We start from the raw sequence: 17,929 nt of genomic DNA on the forward strand, positions 1-17,929 counted from the left end.
GCCACGCCCAGGCGGGAGAGGACCCGAGATGAGCGCTGAACAGCAAGCCCGTGAGGAGCAGCTGACCGAGCGGGTGGTCGCGTCGTTCGACGGCACGCCCGATCCGCGGCTGAAGGAGGTGATGCAGGCGCTGACCCGGCACCTGCACGCGTTCGTCCGCGAGGTGCGGCTGACCGAGCCGGAGTGGCAGCAGGCGATCGCGTTCCTGACCGCGACCGGGCACATCACCGACGACCGGCGGCAGGAGTTCATCCTGCTCTCCGACGTGCTCGGGGCATCCATGCAGACCGTGACGGTCAACAACGAGGCGTACCGGGACGCGACCGAGGCGACCGTGTTCGGCCCGTTCTTCGTCGAGGGCTCCCCCGAGATCCCGCACGGCGGCGACATCGCCGGCGGTGCACCCGGGCAGGCATGCTGGGTGGAGGGCGTCGTCACGGACACCGACGGCAAGCCGGTGCCGGGTGCACGGATCGAGGTGTGGGAGGCCGACGACGACGGCTTCTACGACGTGCAGTACACGGACGACCGCACCGCCGCCCGCGGTCACCTGCACAGCGGGCCGGACGGGTCGTACCGGTTCTGGGCGATCGTGCCCACCCCGTATCCGATCCCCCACGACGGCCCGGTCGGCCAGCTGCTCGAAGCCACCGGCCGCTCCCCGATGCGCGCCTCCCACCTGCACTTCATGGTCCAGGCCGAGGGCCTGCGCACCCTGGTCACCCACATCTTCGTCCGCGGCGACGCCCTGCTCGACTCGGACAGCGTCTTCGGCGTCCGCGACTCCCTGGTCAAGGACTTCGAACCCCAGTCCCCCGGCACCCCCACCCCGGACGGCCGCGACCTGGGCAACCGCCCCTGGACCCGCGTCCGCTTCGACATCGTCCTGGCCCCGCCCACCTGATCGACGGATCAGCCCGAGGCCCGAAACCTGCGGCGCGGTCAAGACGACTTGTCCGAGGGCCTGATCAGCGGGGGCCGCTTGGGGATGCCTCGCGAGGACCCCGCGACCCCGCTGGCGCAGGGTGCTCTTGCCTCGCCAGCACCAGCGCACTGCCCACGTGACAGCCGGGACGTGGGAGCCACTGCCCACGCGTCCAGCCCGGGTGCGGGGCGCACAGCCCACACGTCCAGCCCGGGTGCGGGGCGCACAGCCCACACGTCCAGCCCGGGTGCGGGGCGCACAGCCCACACGTCCAGCCCGGGTGCGGGGCGCACAGCCCACACGTCCAGCCCGGGTGGTGGACGGCGGGGGCGGGCCTCGTCGTCGGAGGAAGTGTGGTTTGGCTGATGTGTGGGCGGGCGGCGGGGAGAATCGGTGCGCGTGCGCCCTTCGACCGTGGTGATCGCTGCTGTCTACGGTGTGGCCACGGTCGTCGCGGCCGGTGGCCTCGACGTGGGTCCGGGCGGGGGCATAGGCGCGGGTCCGGGCGGGTGGACAGGCGCTGGTGCGGGCGGGTGGACAGGCGCGGGTGCGGGTGCGGGTGGGGCCGGGGTGCAGCATGGCGCCGAGGTGACGGCGCTTCTGGCGTTGGGCGTTCTTGTCGGGCTGCCGGGTCGCTCGGGGTCACGGGCCGGGCGGTGGGCGCTGCTGGGCTTCTGCCTGCTGCTGGCGGCTTCCGCGGCGATCAACCTGGTCGCCGAGCTGACGCCTGCGCCCGGGCCGCCGGCTCGGAACTCGCAGGGCTGCCCGGTCGTGTCGGAGGCGATCGCGGATTATGCGCGTGGGCAGTTGCGCTACGGGCAGCTGGCCGAGATCCTGCGGGCGCTTGCCCTGGGCTGCGCGATATGGGCCGTGTTCCGGATGCCCCGCGCACCCTGGAGATGGCTCGGGGCGGCTCTGGCCGGGCTGGTGGCGATTCCGGCGATCCGACGCGGGCTGTACCCGCTGTACTCGGCGGCCGACACAGCGGATCTGTTCACCGTGGCCGCGCCGGGAGTGTTGACCTTGGTAGCAGCGGTGGCGCTGGCCGTTGTCGCCGCGACGAGAGCCGTCGATCGTCCCGAGGTTTTGCTCGAGGAGCCGGCCGGCAACCGTCGCTTCTTCGGGCTGAAGGACATCGTGCTCGTCAGCGGGGCCGCTCTGATGATGTTCGCCGTGGATGGCGCGGTGGATACCCTCGTCACCCTGCACTGGCAGGTCGGGGGAGCCTGTTCTGGAGTTCGACGGCATCCAATTCTGTCTGTACGCCAGCACCATCTCGTCATCGCTGCCGGTTTCCGCACTCGTCATATCCGTGCAGCTCCTGGCAGCTCCAGCCATGATCGTCTGGTCGGTTCTCCCGCCGCGACGCCCGGGCGTCTAGGCCGCCCGTTTCCAAAGCCAGGGCGCGACACCAGCCGGGCGGGCACACCCCAAACAGCCGGACACGGTCCAGGACGATCGAGTCGGCCCCGGACGTCGGAGCGACCAGGGTCGTCGGAGCGGCCACGGCCGTCGGAACGGCCAGGATCGCCGGAACGGCCACGGCCGTCGGAACGGCCAGGACCCACAGTGACCGGAGCCACAACGGCGGCGGGCGAGGAGCCACGGCCCCGGCGGGCGAAGAGCCACAGCCGCTACATGGGCTGCTGGAGGAGGGACTCGATGACCCGCTCGGTCTTGTCGTAGTTGCCCTCGCCCGTGGCGATGTAGCGAACCGCCCCGCTCTTGTCGATGACGAAGACCGTCGGCCACGCCTGGACACCCCAGGCCGACCACGTCGCATACGAGTTGTCGACCGCGATCGGGTAGGTCACGCCCAGTTTCGCGGCGGCCTTCTCGACGCCGGGGATGTCGTGTTCGAACGAGTATTCCGGGGTGTGCACGCTGATCAGCTGCAGATCCGGGTGACGACCGGCCCAGTCGTGCAGGTGCGGGATCACATGCTTGCAGTTGATGCAGTCGAACGTCCAGAAGTCGACGACCGTCACTTTCCCGTCCAGGGTCGCGGGCTGGCCGCCGGGCGTGTTCAGCCACCGTGTGACCTGCTGGAACGCGGGCGCCGGGCCGCAGTCGTGGACGCCGTCGGGGGCGGTGTAGAGGGCGTCGTCGATGCAGTCCTGCAGCGGCGCCGGCGCGGTCGAACCTTTGGCCGGGCCGAGGGTGCCGAGTTTCTCGACCTCGTGCGACAGCGCGGTGGTGTAGTCCGGGATGGCCCGCTGCACGAAGCCGGCCGCGTTGAACGTGAGGGCGAGCGCCAGCCCGACGACGGCGACGCCGGAGGCGATCCGGATGGCGCGTCGGCGGCGGCGGAACGCGGTGACCCGTTCGGCCACCGCGCGTCCGGCCAGGGCGAAGACCAGCAGGCTGGCGCCGGTGCCGAGCGCGAATCCGGCCGCGAGCACGACGGTGGAGGCGCCGATCTGCCCGGTTGCGCCGGCGACGGCGATCGCGGCCAGGACCGGTCCGGCGCACGGGACGTAGACGGCGCCGAGGACCAGGCCGAGCACGAATCCGCCGTGGATCCCGCCGACCGTGCGCTGCGGGATCCACGCGAACGGGGCTTCCAGCCAGCGTTCGACCCGCGGCACGATCAGGCCGGCGCCGAGCAGGAGCAGCGCGGCCAGGCCGGCCCAGCGGATCACGGTCGGCGGCACCGGCAGCGCGGCCAGCGCCAGGGTTCCGGTCAGGGTGAACACGGTGAAGCTGGTGACCAGGCCGGCCACCACCAGGTAGGGGCGGCGGCCGGGGCCGTCGCCGTCGGGCCGCGCGCCCTGGGCGCCTCCGGACAGCAGGATCACCGGGAGGACCGGGAGGACGCACGGCGACAGGCCGGTGATGACACCGCCGACGATGCCGAGCAGAGCGAGACTGAGGTTCATGTGAGGCCCGACGCACGGCCGGCCGAGAAGTTCGGCACCTGTGAACCCGATCGCCCGGCGAACGTTGTATCCGGGGTGGAGACAACCCGGGATCGCATCATCCGCGCGGCGAGCAGGCTGCTGATCGAATCCGGACGGGACGCGGTGACGATCCGTTCGGTGAGTGCGGCGGCCGGGGTGCAGACGCCGGTCATCTACCGGCTCTTCGATGACAAGACCGCGCTGCTGGAAGCGGTCGCCGGCTTCGGGATGCGGGAGTATCTGGCCGACAAGGACGCGCTCGGTGAGACCGCCGATCCGGTCGCCGACCTGGCCCGGGCCTGGGATCTGCACGTCCGCTTCGGTCTGGCCCGGCCCGACTTCTATCTGATCGCTTTCAGTCCGGCACCGGCAGATCACCAACCCGATTCGACGGTACGGCAGGAGGCAGTGACCGGGTTGCGCCGCATGGTCGAGCGGATCGCCGCCGCCGGCCGCCTGCGCACCAGTGTCGAGCGCGCGACCCACCTGGTGCACGCGGGCGGTGTCGGTGTCGTCGTCAGCCAGCTCGCCCTGCCCCCGCACGAGCGGGACGCCGGCGTGTCGGCAACCGCCTGGAATGCCGTACGCCGGGAAATTGTCCTCCATGACCACCCGCCCACCGCAACCGAAGCCTCGGACCTGGTGAAGAGCCACGCCGGCGCTCTGCGCCAGGCGTTGGCCGGGGCGGGCGCGCTGAGCCGGGCCGAGACCGAGCTGCTGACCGAGTGGCTGATCCGGATCAGCGATCACCACGCATGAGAACGGCCAAAGTTCGTTAGAGAGGCCTATATCTCGACCGCTCCGAAAGCCGGGTCGCATCGACTACGGTGGCGCGCTGTGACGGAGATGTTGCGTTTTCAGGTGCTCGGGCCGGTGCGCGCCTGGCGCGGCGACCGGGAGCTGTGTGCCGGGCCGCGGCAGCAGCGGCAGGTGCTGGCGCTGCTGGTCGTGCGGGCCGGGCGCGACGTCGCCGTTCACGAGTTCGTCACCATGCTCTGGGGGCATCATGCGCCGGCCAGCGCGGTCAACAGCCTGCACCGGTTCATCGGTTCGCTGCGGCGCCTGCTCGAACCGGGTCTGCCGGCCCGTTCCGGCGGGTCGCTGCTGACCGGCCGCGACGGCGTGTATCGGCTGGTCGTCCCCGCGGACAGCGTCGATCTGACCGGGTTCCGGCGGCTGGCCGGGGAAGCCCGGGTCTCGATCTTCACCTCGCTGAAGGTGGATCGGTACCGGGCGGCGCTGGCGATGTCCCACGGGCGCTGCGCCGACGACGGGACCAGCGAGTTCCGGCGGTATTCGGCGTTCGCGGCGATCGACGAGGAGTACGCGGTGGTGGCCCGGGAGGCGGCCCTGGCGGCGATCGCGGCCGGCCGGGTCGATGCGATCCTGCCGGCCGTGCGCCGGGCCGCCGAGCGGCACCCGTTCGACGAGGTGCTGCAGGCCCGGATGATGCTGATGCTGGCCGCGGACGGGCGGCAGGCCGAGGCGTTCGCCCTCTACCGGCGGGTCCGCGAGTTCCTGGCGGCCGAGCTGGGCGTCGATCCGGGCACCGAGCTGCAGACCGCCTACACCGAGATCCTGAACGCGGTGCAAGCCTGATCACAAAGGTGAACCGGGCGGGCGCTGAACGCGGACCCCGGACGGACGTCACCAGTGACATGACCGACTTCACCAAGCTCGCCGGCGAGCTGGACGGCCCCCTGTTCCTGCCCGGTGACCCCGGTTACGCCGCGGAGTCCTTCACCTTCCACCTGACGCACCCGCTGACGCCGATGGCCGTGGCCGGTGCCGCCTCGACCGCCGATGTGCAAGCAGCGGTCCGCTTCGCGGCCGCGAACAACCTGCCCGTCGCCGTACGGGGTGGAGGTCACCTGCAGACCCACCGCGCGTCGGACGCCCTGCTGATCACCCTCGACCGGATGAGCGGCGTGACCGTCGACGCCGACCGGCGGACCGCGCGGGTCACCGGCGCCGCCCGGTGGCAGGCCGTGATCGACGCGTCGGCCGCCGCCGGTCTGGCCCCGCTGTCCGGTTCGTCGGTGACGGTCGGGGCGATCGGGTACGTCCTCGGCGGTGGTCAGGGCCCGATCCTGGGCCGCCTGCACGGGTACGCGTCCGACCACGTCCGCTCGTTCGACATCGTCACCGCCGACGGCGAGTCGCGGACCGTGGACGCCGGGCACGAGCCGGACCTGTTCGCCGCGCTGCGCGGTGGCAAGGGCAACTTCGGTGTGGTCACCGCCATGGAGATCGACCTGTTCCCGGTCGCCACCGTCTACGGCGGCGGCCTCTACTTCTCCGGGCACGACATCCGCGAGGTGCTGCACGCCTGGCGGGACTGGGAGGCGACGCTGCCGGACGAGGCGACGACATCGTTCGCGGTGCAGTGGCTGCCGCCGTTCGAGCAGTTGCCGCCTCCGCTGCGCGGTGCCAACGTGGTGCACGTCCGGTTCGCGTACGTCGGGTCGGCCGAGGCCGGGGCGGCCCTGGTCGCGCCGATGCGGGCGGTCGCCCCGGCGATCATCGACACAGTGGCCGAGGTGCCGTTCCCGGTCGCCGCGGTCCTGCACAACGACCCGACCGAACCGGCCCCGGCGATCCACCGCTGTGTCGGGCTCGGCTCGTTGCCCGACGCGGCCCTGGACAAGCTGATCGAGCTGACCGGCCCGGAGAGCCCGTTGCGGCTGGTCAGCGTCGAGGTCCGGGCGCTCGGCGGCGCGCTCGACGTCGCGCCGGCCGGTCCGGACTCGGTGCCCAGCCGCGGGTTGCCGTTCCACCTGATCGGCCTGCAGATCGCGCCGCCGCCGGACGTGGCCGCGCAGTCGGCCAACCTGGAGTTCCTGATCGGCTCGATGAGGCCGTGGGCGGACGTCCGGCGCATGGTCAACTTCGTCGGGCCGGAGGAGGCGCTGAACGCGGCCGAGCTGCGGGAACTCTACGGTCCGGAGCTCTACGACCGATTGCTGACCGTGAAGGCGAAGTACGACCCGACCTCGATGTTCCGCAAGAACCACACGATCCGGGCGCTCTGACGGCGCGCTAGGATCGGGATCCGGGAACGGAGAACTGCTGTGTCCATGGACGACGACGTTTCGGGGTTACTGCCCTGATGCGGCCACCGACGAGCGCGCCTGATCGCGCCGTCCGCGTGGCCCATGTCGTCGTTCCCTGACCAGCGTCTTACCTCCGTACCCTCGAAGGCTCTTCATGTCTATTATTTGCACCAATCTGTCGTTTTCGTGGCCGGATGACACCCCGGTCTTCGACGATCTGTCGGTCTCCGTCCCGGACGGGCGCACCGGGCTCGTCGCCGCCAACGGGTCGGGCAAGAGCACGCTGCTCCGGCTGATCACCGGGGAGCTGACACCGAGCGGCGGCAGCGTCGTCGTCGAGGGCGTGCTCGGGTATCTGCCGCAGCACCTGCCGTTCCTGGCCGAGCAGAGCGTGGCCGAGGTGCTCGGCGTCGAACCGATCATCGCGGCCCTGCACGCGATCGAGGCCGGGGTCGCCACCGAGGAGCATTTCACCACGATCGGCAGCGACTGGGACATCGAGGAGCGCACCGGCGCCGAGCTGGACCGGCTCGGGCTCGGCGGGATCGAGCTCGACCGGCCGCTCGGCACGCTCAGCGGCGGCCAGGTGGTCTCCCTCGGGCTCGCCGCCGAACTGCTCAAACGGCCCGACGCGCTGCTGCTCGACGAGCCGACCAACAACCTCGACGGGCCCGCCCGGGAACGGCTGACCGAGGTGCTGCGCGGCTGGTCCGGCTGTCTGCTGGTGGTCAGCCACGACCGGGCGCTGCTCGACGGGATGGACCGGATCGCCGCCCTCGACCACGGCGACCTCCGGTGGTACGGCGGAAACTTCGAGGCGTATTCGGAGGCGGTCCGGGCCGAACGCGACGTCGCCGAACGCCAGGTCCGCAACGCCGAGCAGGACCTCAAGCGGCAGAAACGGGAGATGCAGCTGGCCCGGGAGCGGGCCCAGCGGCGCGCGTCCAACGCCTCGCGCAACCTCGCCGACGCCGGGCTGGCCCGGATCGTCGCCGGCGGCCTCAAGCGGGACGCGCAGGTCTCGGCCGCCCGGTCCAACGAGGTGCACGCCAACCGGGTCGGGGACGCGCAGGCCCGCCTCGACCAGGCGTCCCGCGCGGCCCGGCCGGAGGATCGGATCGCGATCGAGTTGCCGGGCACCACGGTTCCGGCCGGCCGCACCGTCTTCCACGGGGAGAAACTGCAGATCGCGTACGGGGAAAAGTCCGTTTTTGATCCTTCCGGCGTCGACCTGGACATCCGCGGACCGGAGCGCATCGCCCTGGTCGGTCCCAACGGCGCCGGCAAGTCCACGCTCATGCGCCTGATCACCGGTGCTCAGGCGCCGGACGCGGGGACCGTGACCCGGGCCGACGGCCGCGTGGCCTACCTGTCGCAGCGGCTCGACCTGCTCGACCCGGCCCGGACGGTGCTGGAGAACCTGACGGCATGGGCGCCTGCCCTGACCGACGCGGAACGGATGAACCTGCTGGCCCGGTTCCTGTTCCGGGGGACGCGGGCGCACCTGCCGGTCCGGGTGCTCAGCGGCGGCGAACGGCTGCGGGCGACCCTGGCCTGTGTGCTGTTCGGCGAACCGGCGCCGCAGCTGTTGCTGCTGGACGAGCCGACCAACAACCTGGACCTGGACAGTGTGGGCCAGCTGGAGGCGGCGCTGGCCGCCTATCGAGGGGCGTTCGTCGTGGTCAGCCACGACGAACGGTTCCTGGCCGAGATCGGGATCACCCGTCGGCTGCGGCTGGCCGACGGTCGTCTGAGCGAGGCCGCCGGCTAGGGCTCCTCATCGGTCCATTCCAGTTCGCCGTCGTCGGTCACCTCGGCCGAGAAGACCGGGGTGTCGACGTCCCGGCCGGCGAAGCGCTGCCCCCGGCGGGAGGCGTAGTCGGCCAGCGCCGGGCGGCCGTCGACCAGGGCGGCGCGGACGTCGGCCAGCATGGCGGCGACGTTCTCCCAGCGCAGAGCGTCGTCCCAGCCGGCCTCGTGGTTCCACTCGCCGACACACCCGTGCCGCCGGCCGTCCCGGAGGTCGGCGCACAGGGTGTTGCCGAGCGTGTCCGTGCCGATCGGCAGGAACAGCGGGTGGAAGTCGGCGGCCCGCTCGTCGCCGGCCTCGTCGATCGGCGGCCCGCCGGACGGGGAGGACGCCGTGATCTCCAGCGACATCGCGCGCTGGCTCAGGGCTTCCCGGCAGCTCAGCGGGGCGAAGCCGGGTGGCAGCAGGAACGCGAGCTCCGGCTCCTCGACGCCGTCGGACTGCTGCCACCACTCCCGCAGATCGGCCGGCAGCGGGCGGCCGATCTCGGCCTCGACCTGGGCGATCAGGGCGTCGGAGGCGGGCGGGCGAATCTCGGATGCGGACGCCGGGGCATTCTGTCGCAGCCACTCGGCGATGTCGTGCCAGAGCGTCGTCACCTGACCGGGCATACCGTCATCGTGCAGGCGGCGGCTCGGTCGGCGCAGGCGAACCCGAGGTTGCGACCGTCCGCGGGTGATCTTTACTGGAGCGGTCGTCCCGCCGTACCTCAGGAGGTTGTTGTGGTTCTTGATCTGCCGACACCGTGCGTGATCGTCGACGGGGACGTGCTGGAGCGGAACCTGCGGACCATGGCCGAGGCGGCGGCCGGGCGCGGGATCGCACTGCGGCCGCACGCCAAGACGCACAAGTGCGTGCAGATCGCTCGGCGGCAGATCGAGCTCGGGGCGGCCGGGCTGACCGTGGCGACCGTGAGCGAGGCCGAGATCTTCGCCGACGCCGGGTTCGACGACCTGTTCCTGGCCTATCCGATCTGGCCGTCGCCGCAGCGGGCGGCCCGGCTGCGGGCCCTCGCGTCCCGGGTGCGGCTGCTGGTCGGCATCGACTCCGCGGAGAGCGCGCAAGCCCTGGCCCGGGCCGTTCCGGGGCTGGAGGTGCTGGTCGAGGTGGACAGCGGACATCACCGCAGCGGAGTCGCGCCCGGGGCGGCCGGCGGGCTCGCCGACGCGGCGGACAAGGCCGGATTGACAGTACGGGGGGTGTTCACGTTCCCCGGTCACGCCTACGGACCCGATCGCCAGAAGCGGGCCGCCGACGAGGAAGCGGCCGCGCTGACCGAGGCCGCCGCGGGCCTGGCGCCGGGCCTCCGCAGCGGCGGTTCGACCCCGACCGCGGCCCTGACCAGCGCGGACGTGCTGACCGAGATGCGACCCGGGGTGTACGTGTTCGGAGACGCCCAGCAGCTGGAACTCGGCACCTGCAGCTGGGACGACATCGCGCTGACCGTGCTGTCCACGGTGGTGAGCCGCTCCGGGAACCGGTTCATCCTGGACGCCGGCAGCAAGATCCTCGGCGCCGACCGGCAGGCGTGGGCGACCGGGTTCGGCCGGCTCGTCGACCATCCGGACGCGCGGATCGTCGCGCTCTCGGAGCACCACGCCACCGTCGCCCTCCCCGACGGGGTGCCGGTGCCCCGGCTCGGCGACGTTCTCCGCGTCGTCCCCAATCATGTGTGTACGACCGTGAACCTCGCCGACGAACTGGTCGTGACCTCGGCCGGGACCGAGGTGGACCGGTGGCCGGTGGCCGCCCGCAACGCGAACACGTGACCCCTGGGGTTGAACGGCCAGGGGTTCTCACCGGCGTGCCGGGGCCGGCCCGGGCGGGACCGTGTCAGGTATGGAATGGATTCTGACGAGCGCGTTCTGGCCCTTCTTCCCGGCATCGGATTACGAACTTCGGGAGGTGCCCCGGCCCGAGCCGGAAAAACGGGAGCACCCGGCTCCTCCACCCCGCGCACCGCTGGCCTCGATCCGGCCCCCGGTGGAATCCGGGCGCGGAGGCATTCGTCAGCTCGCGGTGGGTGGGAGGAGCGCGGCTGAGGCGGCGGCGATCAGCCAGTCGCGGGTGCGTTCCAGGGACCAACCGCGGTCCCGGACCAGGGCGGGCCACGAACCGGCGCCGAAATAGAACCACAGGACGTCGTGGGCGTCGTCGCGGGTCAGGCCGGCGCGCAGGGCGCCGACGGCCGACAACCGGTCGGCGATCAGGCCGACCGCCTGCTGGTAGCCCTGCAGGATCCGGTCGTGGACGGCGGCGGCCGACGGCTCGGCGCGGGCCTGCGGGAACAGTTCGACGATGGTGTCCCAGTGGCGGACGTGGTTCTGCCAGGTGCCATATCCGAGCAGGCGGATGATCTCGGCGCCGTCGGACGTGGACAGGACGGCCGAACCGGTCTCCTCGGCCGCCGGGTCCTCCATGATCGGCAGGAGCAGCGCGGCCAGGATGTCGGCCTTGCCGCCGGCGCTGCTGTAGACGGTGGGCACGGCCACCCCGGCGCCGCGGGCGATCCTCGGGACCGTGGTCTCGGCATAGCCGTCCCGGGTGAACAAGTCCCGGGCGACGGCCAGGATCTCGGCCCGGGTCGCGGCGGCGGCGTCCGCCCGCCGCGGCGAGTGATACCGGTTGACTGCCACGACAACGGATCGTAGCTTCCGCATCGAACCGCCTCCGGACCCGGCTTCATTTGCCGAACCCACCCTATTCGGAAAGCGAATGTCGACGTCGACCGAATGAATGTTCCGCGTTTTGCCGGGCACCGGAGAAATTGCTGCGCGGCGGCCGGGACGGGCGCATGGCCGTCCTTGCGCGGGGCTCAGCGCGTCGTGGTGGACTTCAGGGCGGCCAGTTCGGTGAGGGTGCCGTCGCGGCGGGCCCTGCGGATGCCCTGCTTGGCCATGACGCCGTTGACGAACGTCTGGATCGTCTTGATCGGCGGGGCGACGAAACCGGCCGAGGTGTGCGGGGCGTAGTAGGCCTCGCCGCCGCTGACCTCCAGCCAGCCGGTGGCCCAGCGGGTGGCCAGGCCGATCGCCTGCGGGCCGAACGAGTGGGCCGCGAAACCGGCCCGCCGGCCGCCCTCGGGCAGCAGGCCCGGAGCGAACTCCAGGCGCAGCCCACGCGAGTCCGGGGCGGCGGCTCGGACCGGCAGGACCAGCGGGAAGCCGTCGGCGCCGCGGAACGCGATCACCTGGTGCGGGAGTTTGTGGATCTGCTTGTGGAGCTTGGCCGGGTCGACGCGCGGGGCGGTGCCCTTGGCCGGGGGCTCCTGCGGGGCCGCGGCCTCGGCCGGCCAGGGCTCGCCGGTGACGCGCAGGGCGCCGCGGCCGTCGAGGGCGGGCCAGGTCGCGACCCGCCGGACCGTGATGTCGATGACGACGCGCTGCTGGTGGTACTCGCGCAGCAGCCAGTCCCAGACCGGGCCGGTGGGTGCGGCGCCGAGGAAACGGTTCATGTCCGGCTGGATCGCGGCCAGGCGGGCCGGGGAGGGTTCCAGCGGCACGGTCGCGACGCCCTGGGCCAGGATGAAGTCGTCGCCGGAGGCGAAGCCGTGCTCACGGGTGTGGTAGGCCATCGCCACGCGCGGGTCGCGCAGCAGGTGCCGGAGCTTGCGGTTGAAGGCCAGTGACGTGGTCACCGAGATCTCGCCGGCGGCGCGGTCGACGCCGCCGGTGGGCGAGACCGGGATGGCCACGGCGCCGCCGGCCGGGGTGGTGTACGCGAAGATCGTGACGAGGTCTCCGGCGAAGGCGTCCTGCTCGGCGTCGTTCCAGTTCACAACGTTGGACATGCGTCAGTTATAGGGCACTATAATGAATAATTGCCAATCGGCGATACCTTCGTCACAGTGGTGAACCCGGCCGCGGCCGGCACGTCGAGACCGGGTGCCGAACCGGAGATCGGTGCGTGCCGGACCGGGACGACAGCGCTTATCGGTGCACGCCCGGACCGGAACGACAGCGCTTGTCGGCGCGCGCCCGGTAAACGCTGTCGCCGCCGAGAACGGGTTTTGTGGGGTAACCGCAACCACCCACGGAGATCGCCCTTCCGGGCTTCGCGTTCTGGCCGCGCCAGCGGCCTGCGAAGCCCGGAAGGGTCCCCGCGGGAGCGACGATCCGGACCACGGCGGACATAGGCAATGAAGAAATTGATCTTCGTTTTTCCCATGGCCGCCGAGACCGCCGGGCGAGGCCACAAAGAGCTGTCGGCCCCCGGCCGAAGACGTGATGGCGCGATGTCACGGGAACTCTTTCCGGTAGGACGATTCCACCCATTGGCGGACGTGGGTCGGCGGGTCGGAGTGGTCCGGTCCGGACGCCGCGGCGACCGAGGCGTCGGCCACCGACATCTCGTCGTCGCAGGCCGAGGCGAACGCGAGTCCGAACGCCGCGGCGACGGCGAACGGCGCGATCCGGGCAGCATTCACGATCAAATTCCCTTCCGGGGTACGGATTTCTCAGGTGACCGCGGCACGCAGCGAGCGCATCGCGTAATGGGCGCGGGACTTGACCGTCCCGATCGGCACACCGAGCCGTTCCGCGGTCTCCCCCGCGGTCCGGCCCTGCACGTAGAGTTCGCTCAGAATCCGCCGATGCATGCTGCTCAGTCCCCGGATCCCCCGGCGCAGCGCATCGACGGCCACCACCGTCTCGACGGTGCAGTCCACGAACGCGGTGTCCGTGTCCAGCAGGTCCACCTCCGGTGGGCGGGCCCGCTTGCGGCGCAGCGAGTCGATGGCCACGTTGCGGGCGACCGTGAACAGCCAGCGGCGCGCGTTCTCGTCCTCCTCGGGGACGGTGTCCAGGTGGCGCCAGGCGCGGAGCATCGTCTCCTGGACGAGGTCCTCGGCGCTCGGCCGGTTGCCGCCGGTGAAACCGGTCAGGTAGGTCAGCAGGGCCGCCGCGTGGCGGGTGTGCAGGTCGGTCATGCGGTCAGTGCTCATGAACTCACGGTGCTCCGCCCGGGGTGCCCGTCGCCCCAGGGCGGTGCACTGGTCGCGAACCCTGGTATCCCCCGGGCCAGGGCTGGTCCCTGGTCCCGCACCCGGGGGCCGGCGGCCAGAGTGGGGGCCGGAACAACCGCGCGTGAGGAGGAGAGAGCATGGGTGAGCCGAAGGTCTGGCTGGTCACCGGGAGTTCCCGCGGGCTGGGCCGGGCCGTCGTGGTGGCGGCGGCCGAGTCCGGGGCCCGGGTGATGGCCACCGCCCGCCGGCCGGACGACGTGGCCGACCTGGTGGCCGCCTACCCGGGGCGGGTCGAGGTGGTCGCGCTGGACGTGACCAACCCGGCCGCGGCGCGCCGGGCCGTGCGGGACACCGTCGAAGCCTTCGGGCGGCTCGACGTCGTGGTCAGCGGCACCTCGGCCGGGGACACGGACGGGCTGCGGGAGCGGATCGAGGCCGATCTGTTCGGGGTGGTGCACGTGACCGAGGCGGCCCGGACGGTCCTGCGGGACGGCACGTTCGTGCAGCTCTCCACGGGTGCAGCCCGGCCCGCCCGGCTCGCCGCGGAAGGCTTCTTCGAGATGCTGGCGGCCGAGGTGGCGCCGCTCGGCATCCGGGTGATCATCGTGGAGTGGGGCGACGGCGACCCGGCCCGGGCGGCCGAGGAGATCGTGCGGGCGGTCGCCGAGGATGCCCCGCCGCTGCGGCTGTCGCCGGGCCGGGCCGGGCCGAGCAGATCGGCCGACGGATGACGAGCGGATGGGGCCGGCCCGGGCCCGGCCCCATCCACCTGTGGAAACACCAACGGCGGCGACCCCGGTTCTCGGGGTCGCCGCCGTGTTCGCTGCCGGTTCAGCCTTCCAGGCCGGCGGCCTCCGCCATGTGCGCGGCGTACCAGCCCGGCCAGTTCTCGTCGTACTTGCCGTCCAGTTCCTCGGCCTCGTGCTTGCCGTGCGCGATCGCCGCGTCCCGCAGCGCCTGCTCCAGTTCGGCGGCCGAGCCGTAGACGACGTGGCTGATCCGGCCGGGGCGACGCTGGGTGACCTCCTGCAGCGTGAACAGGTTGCCGTCGGGGTCGCTGAAGGTCAGGAACGAGCCGTACGACTGGTGGTCCGGGTGCGGCCCGGGCACCCGGGCGACGGTGCCGGCGTGGTGGAAGACGCCGCCCGCGTCGTGGAAGATCTCGCTGGGCGCGGCGCCGTGGGCGACCAGGTCGGCCCGGGCCGCCTCGATGTCGTCGACGACCAGGTGGACGCCGTGGCTGGAGCCGGCTGCGGCCTCGGTGATCCCGCTGCCGATGATGATCGACGCGGCCGATCCGGGCGGGGTGAAGTGCACCACGCGGAAATCGTCCGGGCCCGTGTAGTCCACGTCCTCGCGCCAGCCGAGCCCGTTGTAGAAGGCCTTGGCCCGGTCCACGTCCGAGACCGGCAGGACCACGATCTCGACCTTGAAGTCCACCATTGTCAGCTCCTCCGCTGTGAGAATGCCCCTCGGCATCCCGTGGACCTCACTCTCCCGTGGTGGTGGGCCCGGTCGCCCCAGTGAGAGGCACTGGTGAACCCCCGGGGCCGCCCTCGTACAGGTCCGCGTAGAGCCCCTCGACCCCCGGGGCCTTGAGCACGTCGTGCCCCGCGGTGACCGTGTGCAGCGCCAGGGGAATCCCGTTCGACCGGGCCAGGTCCCCGGCGACGGCGATCGCCGCCCCGGCGTCGACCACGGTGTCGTCCGAGCCGAGGACCAGGGCCAGGCTCCGCAGGCCGGTGCAGGCGGGGCGCAGGGTACGGGCGACGGCCAGGTACTGGGCGACCGCGCGCAGCGAGTAGCCACGGGAGGTGATCCGGTCCGGGATCAGGCGCCGCCCGTACAGGAGTGTCATCGCCGCCACCAGGGCCGACGGTGCCTGTGCCGGATCCGGGCGGAAGAACGGGGCGAGAAGCAACATCCGGCGTACGTCGTTGCCGGCGTCCGCCGCGAGCCGGGCGGCGAGCACCGCGCCACCGGAGATGCCCACGACGCCCACCTCGACGCCGAGTTCTTTGGTGAATTCAAGACCCTTGTTCGCGTACGCGATCAATTGCCCTTTGGTGATCGACCGGTGACCCTGCGGGTCGGACAGGCCGTGCCCCGGCGCCCGCGGGATCCACACGTTGTGCCCGCGGGCGAACAGTTCCGCCCCGAGCCCGGCCATCTGCGACGGGTCGTGCGTGTACCCGTGCAGCAGAAGCACGGCCCGCTCGGTCTGCCCGCCGTGGCTGAGCAGGCGGGACGGCTGTGTCTCGTTGAGTTCCATCGACTTCCCACAACGCATCGGAGGGTGCGGAGTTCAGTTCCCGCCGTGATAGCGCGATGCCGTCCGCCCGCGGTAGATGCCGTGCCGCAGCTCCGAGACGTAGCCGTCGAGTTCGGGCATGCCCAGCCGCGCGGCCTCGGCCAGCTCGGCCTCCAGGTCGCAGGGGACGCGGACGAACTGGATGGCGAACGACGCCGGTTCCCGGGAACCGAGCACGCCCTCGGCGATCGCGTAGACCGGGGTCGGGTCGTCCATCGAGTTGCCGACGCTGCCGGTGTTGAACAGTGTCCGGCCGCCCGGCCCGACCTCGTAGAACGGGTCGTGGGTGTCGCCGTACCCGACGATGGTGGGCTCCGGGCCGTCGAACCCGGTGGCCGGGGTGTTGGCGAACATCCCCCGGAACTGCTCCTCGTCGTGGTCGAAGCGCACCCGGTGGTGGACGCTCGTCGCGGACGCGTGGAACAGCCGGACCAGGCGGCCGCTCAGCCAGAAGTCATGACAGAACGGCAGGTCCCGCAGCCATTTGCCCTGCCCCTCGCCCAGCTGGTCGCGCCACCACCGCATCGCCTCGCTGTCGTAGGCCCGCGCCGGGTCGGGCAGGAAGTCGTCCCAGTTCCCGAGGATGTTGACCTGGCACCGCTCCTGGCAGAGGTCGATCACCTCGCGCCCGCGCGGCCCCTTCCCGACGTAGTCGCCGAGGTTGTAGACGTGCTCGATCCCCCGCTCGTCGATGTCGTTCAGGACAGCCTCGAGCGCGGTCAGGTTCCCGTGAACGTCGGAGATGAGCGCGATGCGATCCAGCCGGGGCACGCCCCGATCCTAGGACCCTGGCCGGTCGGAGCCGCGCGGACGGCTGCGACGGGCCACCGCGTCGTGGTCAGGATCGGCCGGTGACCGAGCTCAGGAACGTCGTGAGGTCGTCGGTGACGGCGAGCACCTTGCCGGCCGCGTCGGTCAGGCTGCGGGTGATCTCGTGATTGGTGGCCGTCTGCTCCTCCACCGCGGCCGCGACCGAGCTCTGGTTGGCCCGGACGGCGTCCACGATTCCGGCGATCTTCGAGATCTCGGCACCGGCCAGGGAACTGAGCGTCTGCACGCTCGCGATGAGCTCGCCGATGCGTTCGGTCGCCGTCTGGGTGGCGGTGGACAGGTCCTTCACCTCGCCGGCGACGACGGCGAATCCCTTGCCGGTGTCGCCGGCCCGGGCGGCCTCGATCGTGGCGTTCAGCGCGAGCAGGTTCGTCTGCCGGGCGATCTGAGAGATCGTGCTGACCACCTCGTCGATCCGGCCCGAGGCCTCGGTGAGCCGGCCCATCGTCGCCGTCGCCGACTCGATCGCGGCCACCGCGTCGACCACCACCTCGGACGCCTGGCTCTCGCTGCGGGCGATCTCGGCGACCGTGGCGGACAGTTGCTCCATCGCACTGGCCACCGACTGCAGGGAGCCGCTGGCCTCGCCGGTCGTGGTCAGGGTGTCACCGAGCCGGTCGGTCACCACCCGGGAGTGCTGCTCGGCCGCGGTGCGGGCGCTCACGTCCTCCCACGCCACCACATATCCGATGATCGCGCCGTGAGCGTCCTTGACCTGGTTGATGTGGGTGTCGAGGGTGATCGAGCCGAACGTGAAGGCGGCGTCGCGAGGTTCGAAGGCGGGATCGGTCAGGATCCGGTCGATGCGCCCGGGATCCTTGTGGAAACGGTGGATGCTGCCGTTGAGGATGTCGGAGACCCGTACCCCGAAGATCCGTTCGATCTCCGGGCCGATGACCCGCAGGGTCCGCAACGCCCGCGGGTTCGCGTAGACGATGTTCAGCGCGAGGTCGGCCACGAAGATGTTCGCCTGCACGCAGTCGAGGATGTGACGGGCGCCCGCCTCCACCGGGTCGGCCCCCGCGGCGCCGCCGGCCTTGACAGTTCGCCGGCCGCTCGCGGCCCGGGACCGTGTGATGATCATTTGTGGAAGCCACCCTCGTTCTCTCGGCAACTGCGGTCGCACGCTGGTTCAC

Annotated in this window: 17 protein-coding genes; 7 read left to right on the forward strand and 10 right to left on the reverse strand. The window is 71.8% G+C overall.

The window, feature by feature from the left end; genetic code table 11:
* Positions 1-28: 28 nt before the first annotated feature.
* On the forward strand, positions 29-904 hold the full coding sequence (locus ACSHV8_RS20200) for an intradiol ring-cleavage dioxygenase (protein ID WP_436535283.1): 876 nt from the start codon (positions 29-31) through the stop codon (positions 902-904).
* Positions 905-2,559: 1,655 nt separating this feature from the next.
* Here ACSHV8_RS20200 and ACSHV8_RS20205 read toward each other — a convergent pair.
* Positions 2,560-3,804, reverse strand: a complete 1,245-nt coding sequence (locus ACSHV8_RS20205) for a cytochrome c biogenesis protein/redoxin (RefSeq protein ID WP_436535284.1) — start codon at positions 3,802-3,804, stop codon at positions 2,560-2,562.
* Positions 3,805-3,879: 75 nt separating this feature from the next.
* On the opposite strand from ACSHV8_RS20205, the gene ACSHV8_RS20210 reads away from it, so the two are divergent.
* The 4 genes from ACSHV8_RS20210 to ACSHV8_RS20225 all read left to right on the forward strand — a co-directional run bounded on the left by ACSHV8_RS20210 (position 3,880) and on the right by ACSHV8_RS20225 (position 8,649).
* Entirely contained in the window at positions 3,880-4,584 is a 705-nt protein-coding gene (locus ACSHV8_RS20210) for a TetR/AcrR family transcriptional regulator (RefSeq protein WP_436535285.1), read from the forward strand.
* An 87-nt stretch (positions 4,585-4,671) separates the two neighbouring features.
* Positions 4,672-5,424 (forward strand): AfsR/SARP family transcriptional regulator, encoded by a 753-nt coding sequence (locus ACSHV8_RS20215; RefSeq protein WP_436536834.1) that lies wholly within the window; start codon positions 4,672-4,674, stop codon positions 5,422-5,424.
* 59 nt (positions 5,425-5,483) lie between these two features.
* Positions 5,484-6,857, forward strand: a complete 1,374-nt coding sequence (locus ACSHV8_RS20220; protein WP_436535286.1) for an FAD-binding oxidoreductase — start codon at positions 5,484-5,486, stop codon at positions 6,855-6,857.
* Between the two features lie 175 nt (positions 6,858-7,032).
* The gene (locus ACSHV8_RS20225; protein ID WP_436535287.1) at positions 7,033-8,649 is read left to right on the forward strand and encodes an ABC-F family ATP-binding cassette domain-containing protein; all 1,617 of its coding nucleotides are present in this window, start codon (positions 7,033-7,035) and stop codon (positions 8,647-8,649) included.
* Here the strand turns inward: ACSHV8_RS20225 and ACSHV8_RS20230 are convergent.
* A complete protein-coding gene (locus tag ACSHV8_RS20230) occupies positions 8,646-9,299 on the reverse strand; it encodes an SMI1/KNR4 family protein (RefSeq protein WP_436535288.1) in 654 nt (217 codons plus the stop codon). The two genes, ACSHV8_RS20225 and ACSHV8_RS20230, sit on opposite strands and share 4 nt — an antisense overlap.
* A gap of 111 nt (positions 9,300-9,410) precedes the next feature.
* On the opposite strand from ACSHV8_RS20230, the gene ACSHV8_RS20235 reads away from it, so the two are divergent.
* Positions 9,411-10,457: an alanine racemase gene (locus ACSHV8_RS20235; protein ID WP_436535289.1), complete on the forward strand. Its 1,047-nt coding sequence runs from the start codon at positions 9,411-9,413 to the stop codon at positions 10,455-10,457.
* 240 nt (positions 10,458-10,697) lie between these two features.
* Here the strand turns inward: ACSHV8_RS20235 and ACSHV8_RS20240 are convergent, their stop codons facing one another.
* The 4 genes from ACSHV8_RS20240 to ACSHV8_RS20255 all read right to left on the reverse strand — a co-directional run bounded on the left by ACSHV8_RS20240 (position 10,698) and on the right by ACSHV8_RS20255 (position 13,630).
* Positions 10,698-11,324: a TetR/AcrR family transcriptional regulator gene (locus tag ACSHV8_RS20240; protein WP_436535290.1), complete on the reverse strand. Its 627-nt coding sequence runs from the start codon at positions 11,322-11,324 to the stop codon at positions 10,698-10,700.
* A 179-nt stretch (positions 11,325-11,503) separates the two neighbouring features.
* Positions 11,504-12,478: a hypothetical protein gene (locus ACSHV8_RS20245; protein WP_436535291.1), complete on the reverse strand. Its 975-nt coding sequence runs from the start codon at positions 12,476-12,478 to the stop codon at positions 11,504-11,506.
* Between the two features lie 447 nt (positions 12,479-12,925).
* Entirely contained in the window at positions 12,926-13,114 is a 189-nt protein-coding gene (locus ACSHV8_RS20250; RefSeq protein ID WP_436535292.1) for a hypothetical protein, read from the reverse strand.
* Between the two features lie 30 nt (positions 13,115-13,144).
* Positions 13,145-13,630: a sigma-70 family RNA polymerase sigma factor gene (locus ACSHV8_RS20255; RefSeq protein WP_436535293.1), complete on the reverse strand. Its 486-nt coding sequence runs from the start codon at positions 13,628-13,630 to the stop codon at positions 13,145-13,147.
* A 158-nt stretch (positions 13,631-13,788) separates the two neighbouring features.
* Between ACSHV8_RS20255 and ACSHV8_RS20260 the strand changes: the two genes are divergently transcribed.
* Positions 13,789-14,382, forward strand: coding sequence for an SDR family NAD(P)-dependent oxidoreductase (locus tag ACSHV8_RS20260; RefSeq protein ID WP_436535294.1), 594 nt, complete (start codon positions 13,789-13,791; stop codon positions 14,380-14,382).
* A gap of 100 nt (positions 14,383-14,482) precedes the next feature.
* On the opposite strand, the gene ACSHV8_RS20265 is transcribed toward ACSHV8_RS20260, so the two are convergent.
* The 4 genes from ACSHV8_RS20265 to ACSHV8_RS20280 all read right to left on the reverse strand — a co-directional run bounded on the left by ACSHV8_RS20265 (position 14,483) and on the right by ACSHV8_RS20280 (position 17,877).
* Positions 14,483-15,094 carry a VOC family protein gene (locus tag ACSHV8_RS20265; protein ID WP_436535295.1) on the reverse strand — a complete coding sequence of 204 codons (612 nt, stop codon included), beginning with the start codon at positions 15,092-15,094 and terminating at the stop codon, positions 14,483-14,485.
* 46 nt (positions 15,095-15,140) lie between these two features.
* Positions 15,141-15,923, reverse strand: coding sequence for an alpha/beta hydrolase (locus tag ACSHV8_RS20270; protein ID WP_436535296.1), 783 nt, complete (start codon positions 15,921-15,923; stop codon positions 15,141-15,143).
* 33 nt (positions 15,924-15,956) lie between these two features.
* Entirely contained in the window at positions 15,957-16,733 is a 777-nt protein-coding gene (locus ACSHV8_RS20275; RefSeq protein WP_436535297.1) for a metallophosphoesterase family protein, read from the reverse strand.
* Between the two features lie 67 nt (positions 16,734-16,800).
* The gene (locus ACSHV8_RS20280; RefSeq protein ID WP_436535298.1) at positions 16,801-17,877 is read right to left on the reverse strand and encodes a methyl-accepting chemotaxis protein; all 1,077 of its coding nucleotides are present in this window, start codon (positions 17,875-17,877) and stop codon (positions 16,801-16,803) included.
* Between the last annotated feature and the right edge of the window lie 52 nt (positions 17,878-17,929).

This window comes from Actinoplanes sp. HUAS TT8, from assembly GCF_051380535.1.
GTDB lineage: Bacteria > Actinomycetota > Actinomycetes > Mycobacteriales > Micromonosporaceae > Actinoplanes.

Coding starts and splice junctions, on each gene's coding strand:
- ACSHV8_RS20200 (WP_436535283.1), top strand. CDS start 29: ATGAGCGCTGAACAGCAAGCCCGTGAGGAGCAGCTGACCGAGCGGGTG.
- ACSHV8_RS20205 (WP_436535284.1), bottom strand. CDS start 3,804: ATGAACCTCAGTCTCGCTCTGCTCGGCATCGTCGGCGGTGTCATCACC.
- ACSHV8_RS20215 (WP_436536834.1), top strand. CDS start 4,672: ATGTTGCGTTTTCAGGTGCTCGGGCCGGTGCGCGCCTGGCGCGGCGAC.
- ACSHV8_RS20220 (WP_436535286.1), top strand. CDS start 5,484: ATGACCGACTTCACCAAGCTCGCCGGCGAGCTGGACGGCCCCCTGTTC.
- ACSHV8_RS20225 (WP_436535287.1), top strand. CDS start 7,033: ATGTCTATTATTTGCACCAATCTGTCGTTTTCGTGGCCGGATGACACC.
- ACSHV8_RS20230 (WP_436535288.1), bottom strand. CDS start 9,299: ATGCCCGGTCAGGTGACGACGCTCTGGCACGACATCGCCGAGTGGCTG.
- ACSHV8_RS20245 (WP_436535291.1), bottom strand. CDS start 12,478: ATGTCCAACGTTGTGAACTGGAACGACGCCGAGCAGGACGCCTTCGCC.
- ACSHV8_RS20255 (WP_436535293.1), bottom strand. CDS start 13,630: ATGAGCACTGACCGCATGACCGACCTGCACACCCGCCACGCGGCGGCC.
- ACSHV8_RS20260 (WP_436535294.1), top strand. CDS start 13,789: ATGGGTGAGCCGAAGGTCTGGCTGGTCACCGGGAGTTCCCGCGGGCTG.
- ACSHV8_RS20265 (WP_436535295.1), bottom strand. CDS start 15,094: ATGGTGGACTTCAAGGTCGAGATCGTGGTCCTGCCGGTCTCGGACGTG.
- ACSHV8_RS20270 (WP_436535296.1), bottom strand. CDS start 15,923: ATGGAACTCAACGAGACACAGCCGTCCCGCCTGCTCAGCCACGGCGGG.
- ACSHV8_RS20280 (WP_436535298.1), bottom strand. CDS start 17,877: ATGATCATCACACGGTCCCGGGCCGCGAGCGGCCGGCGAACTGTCAAG.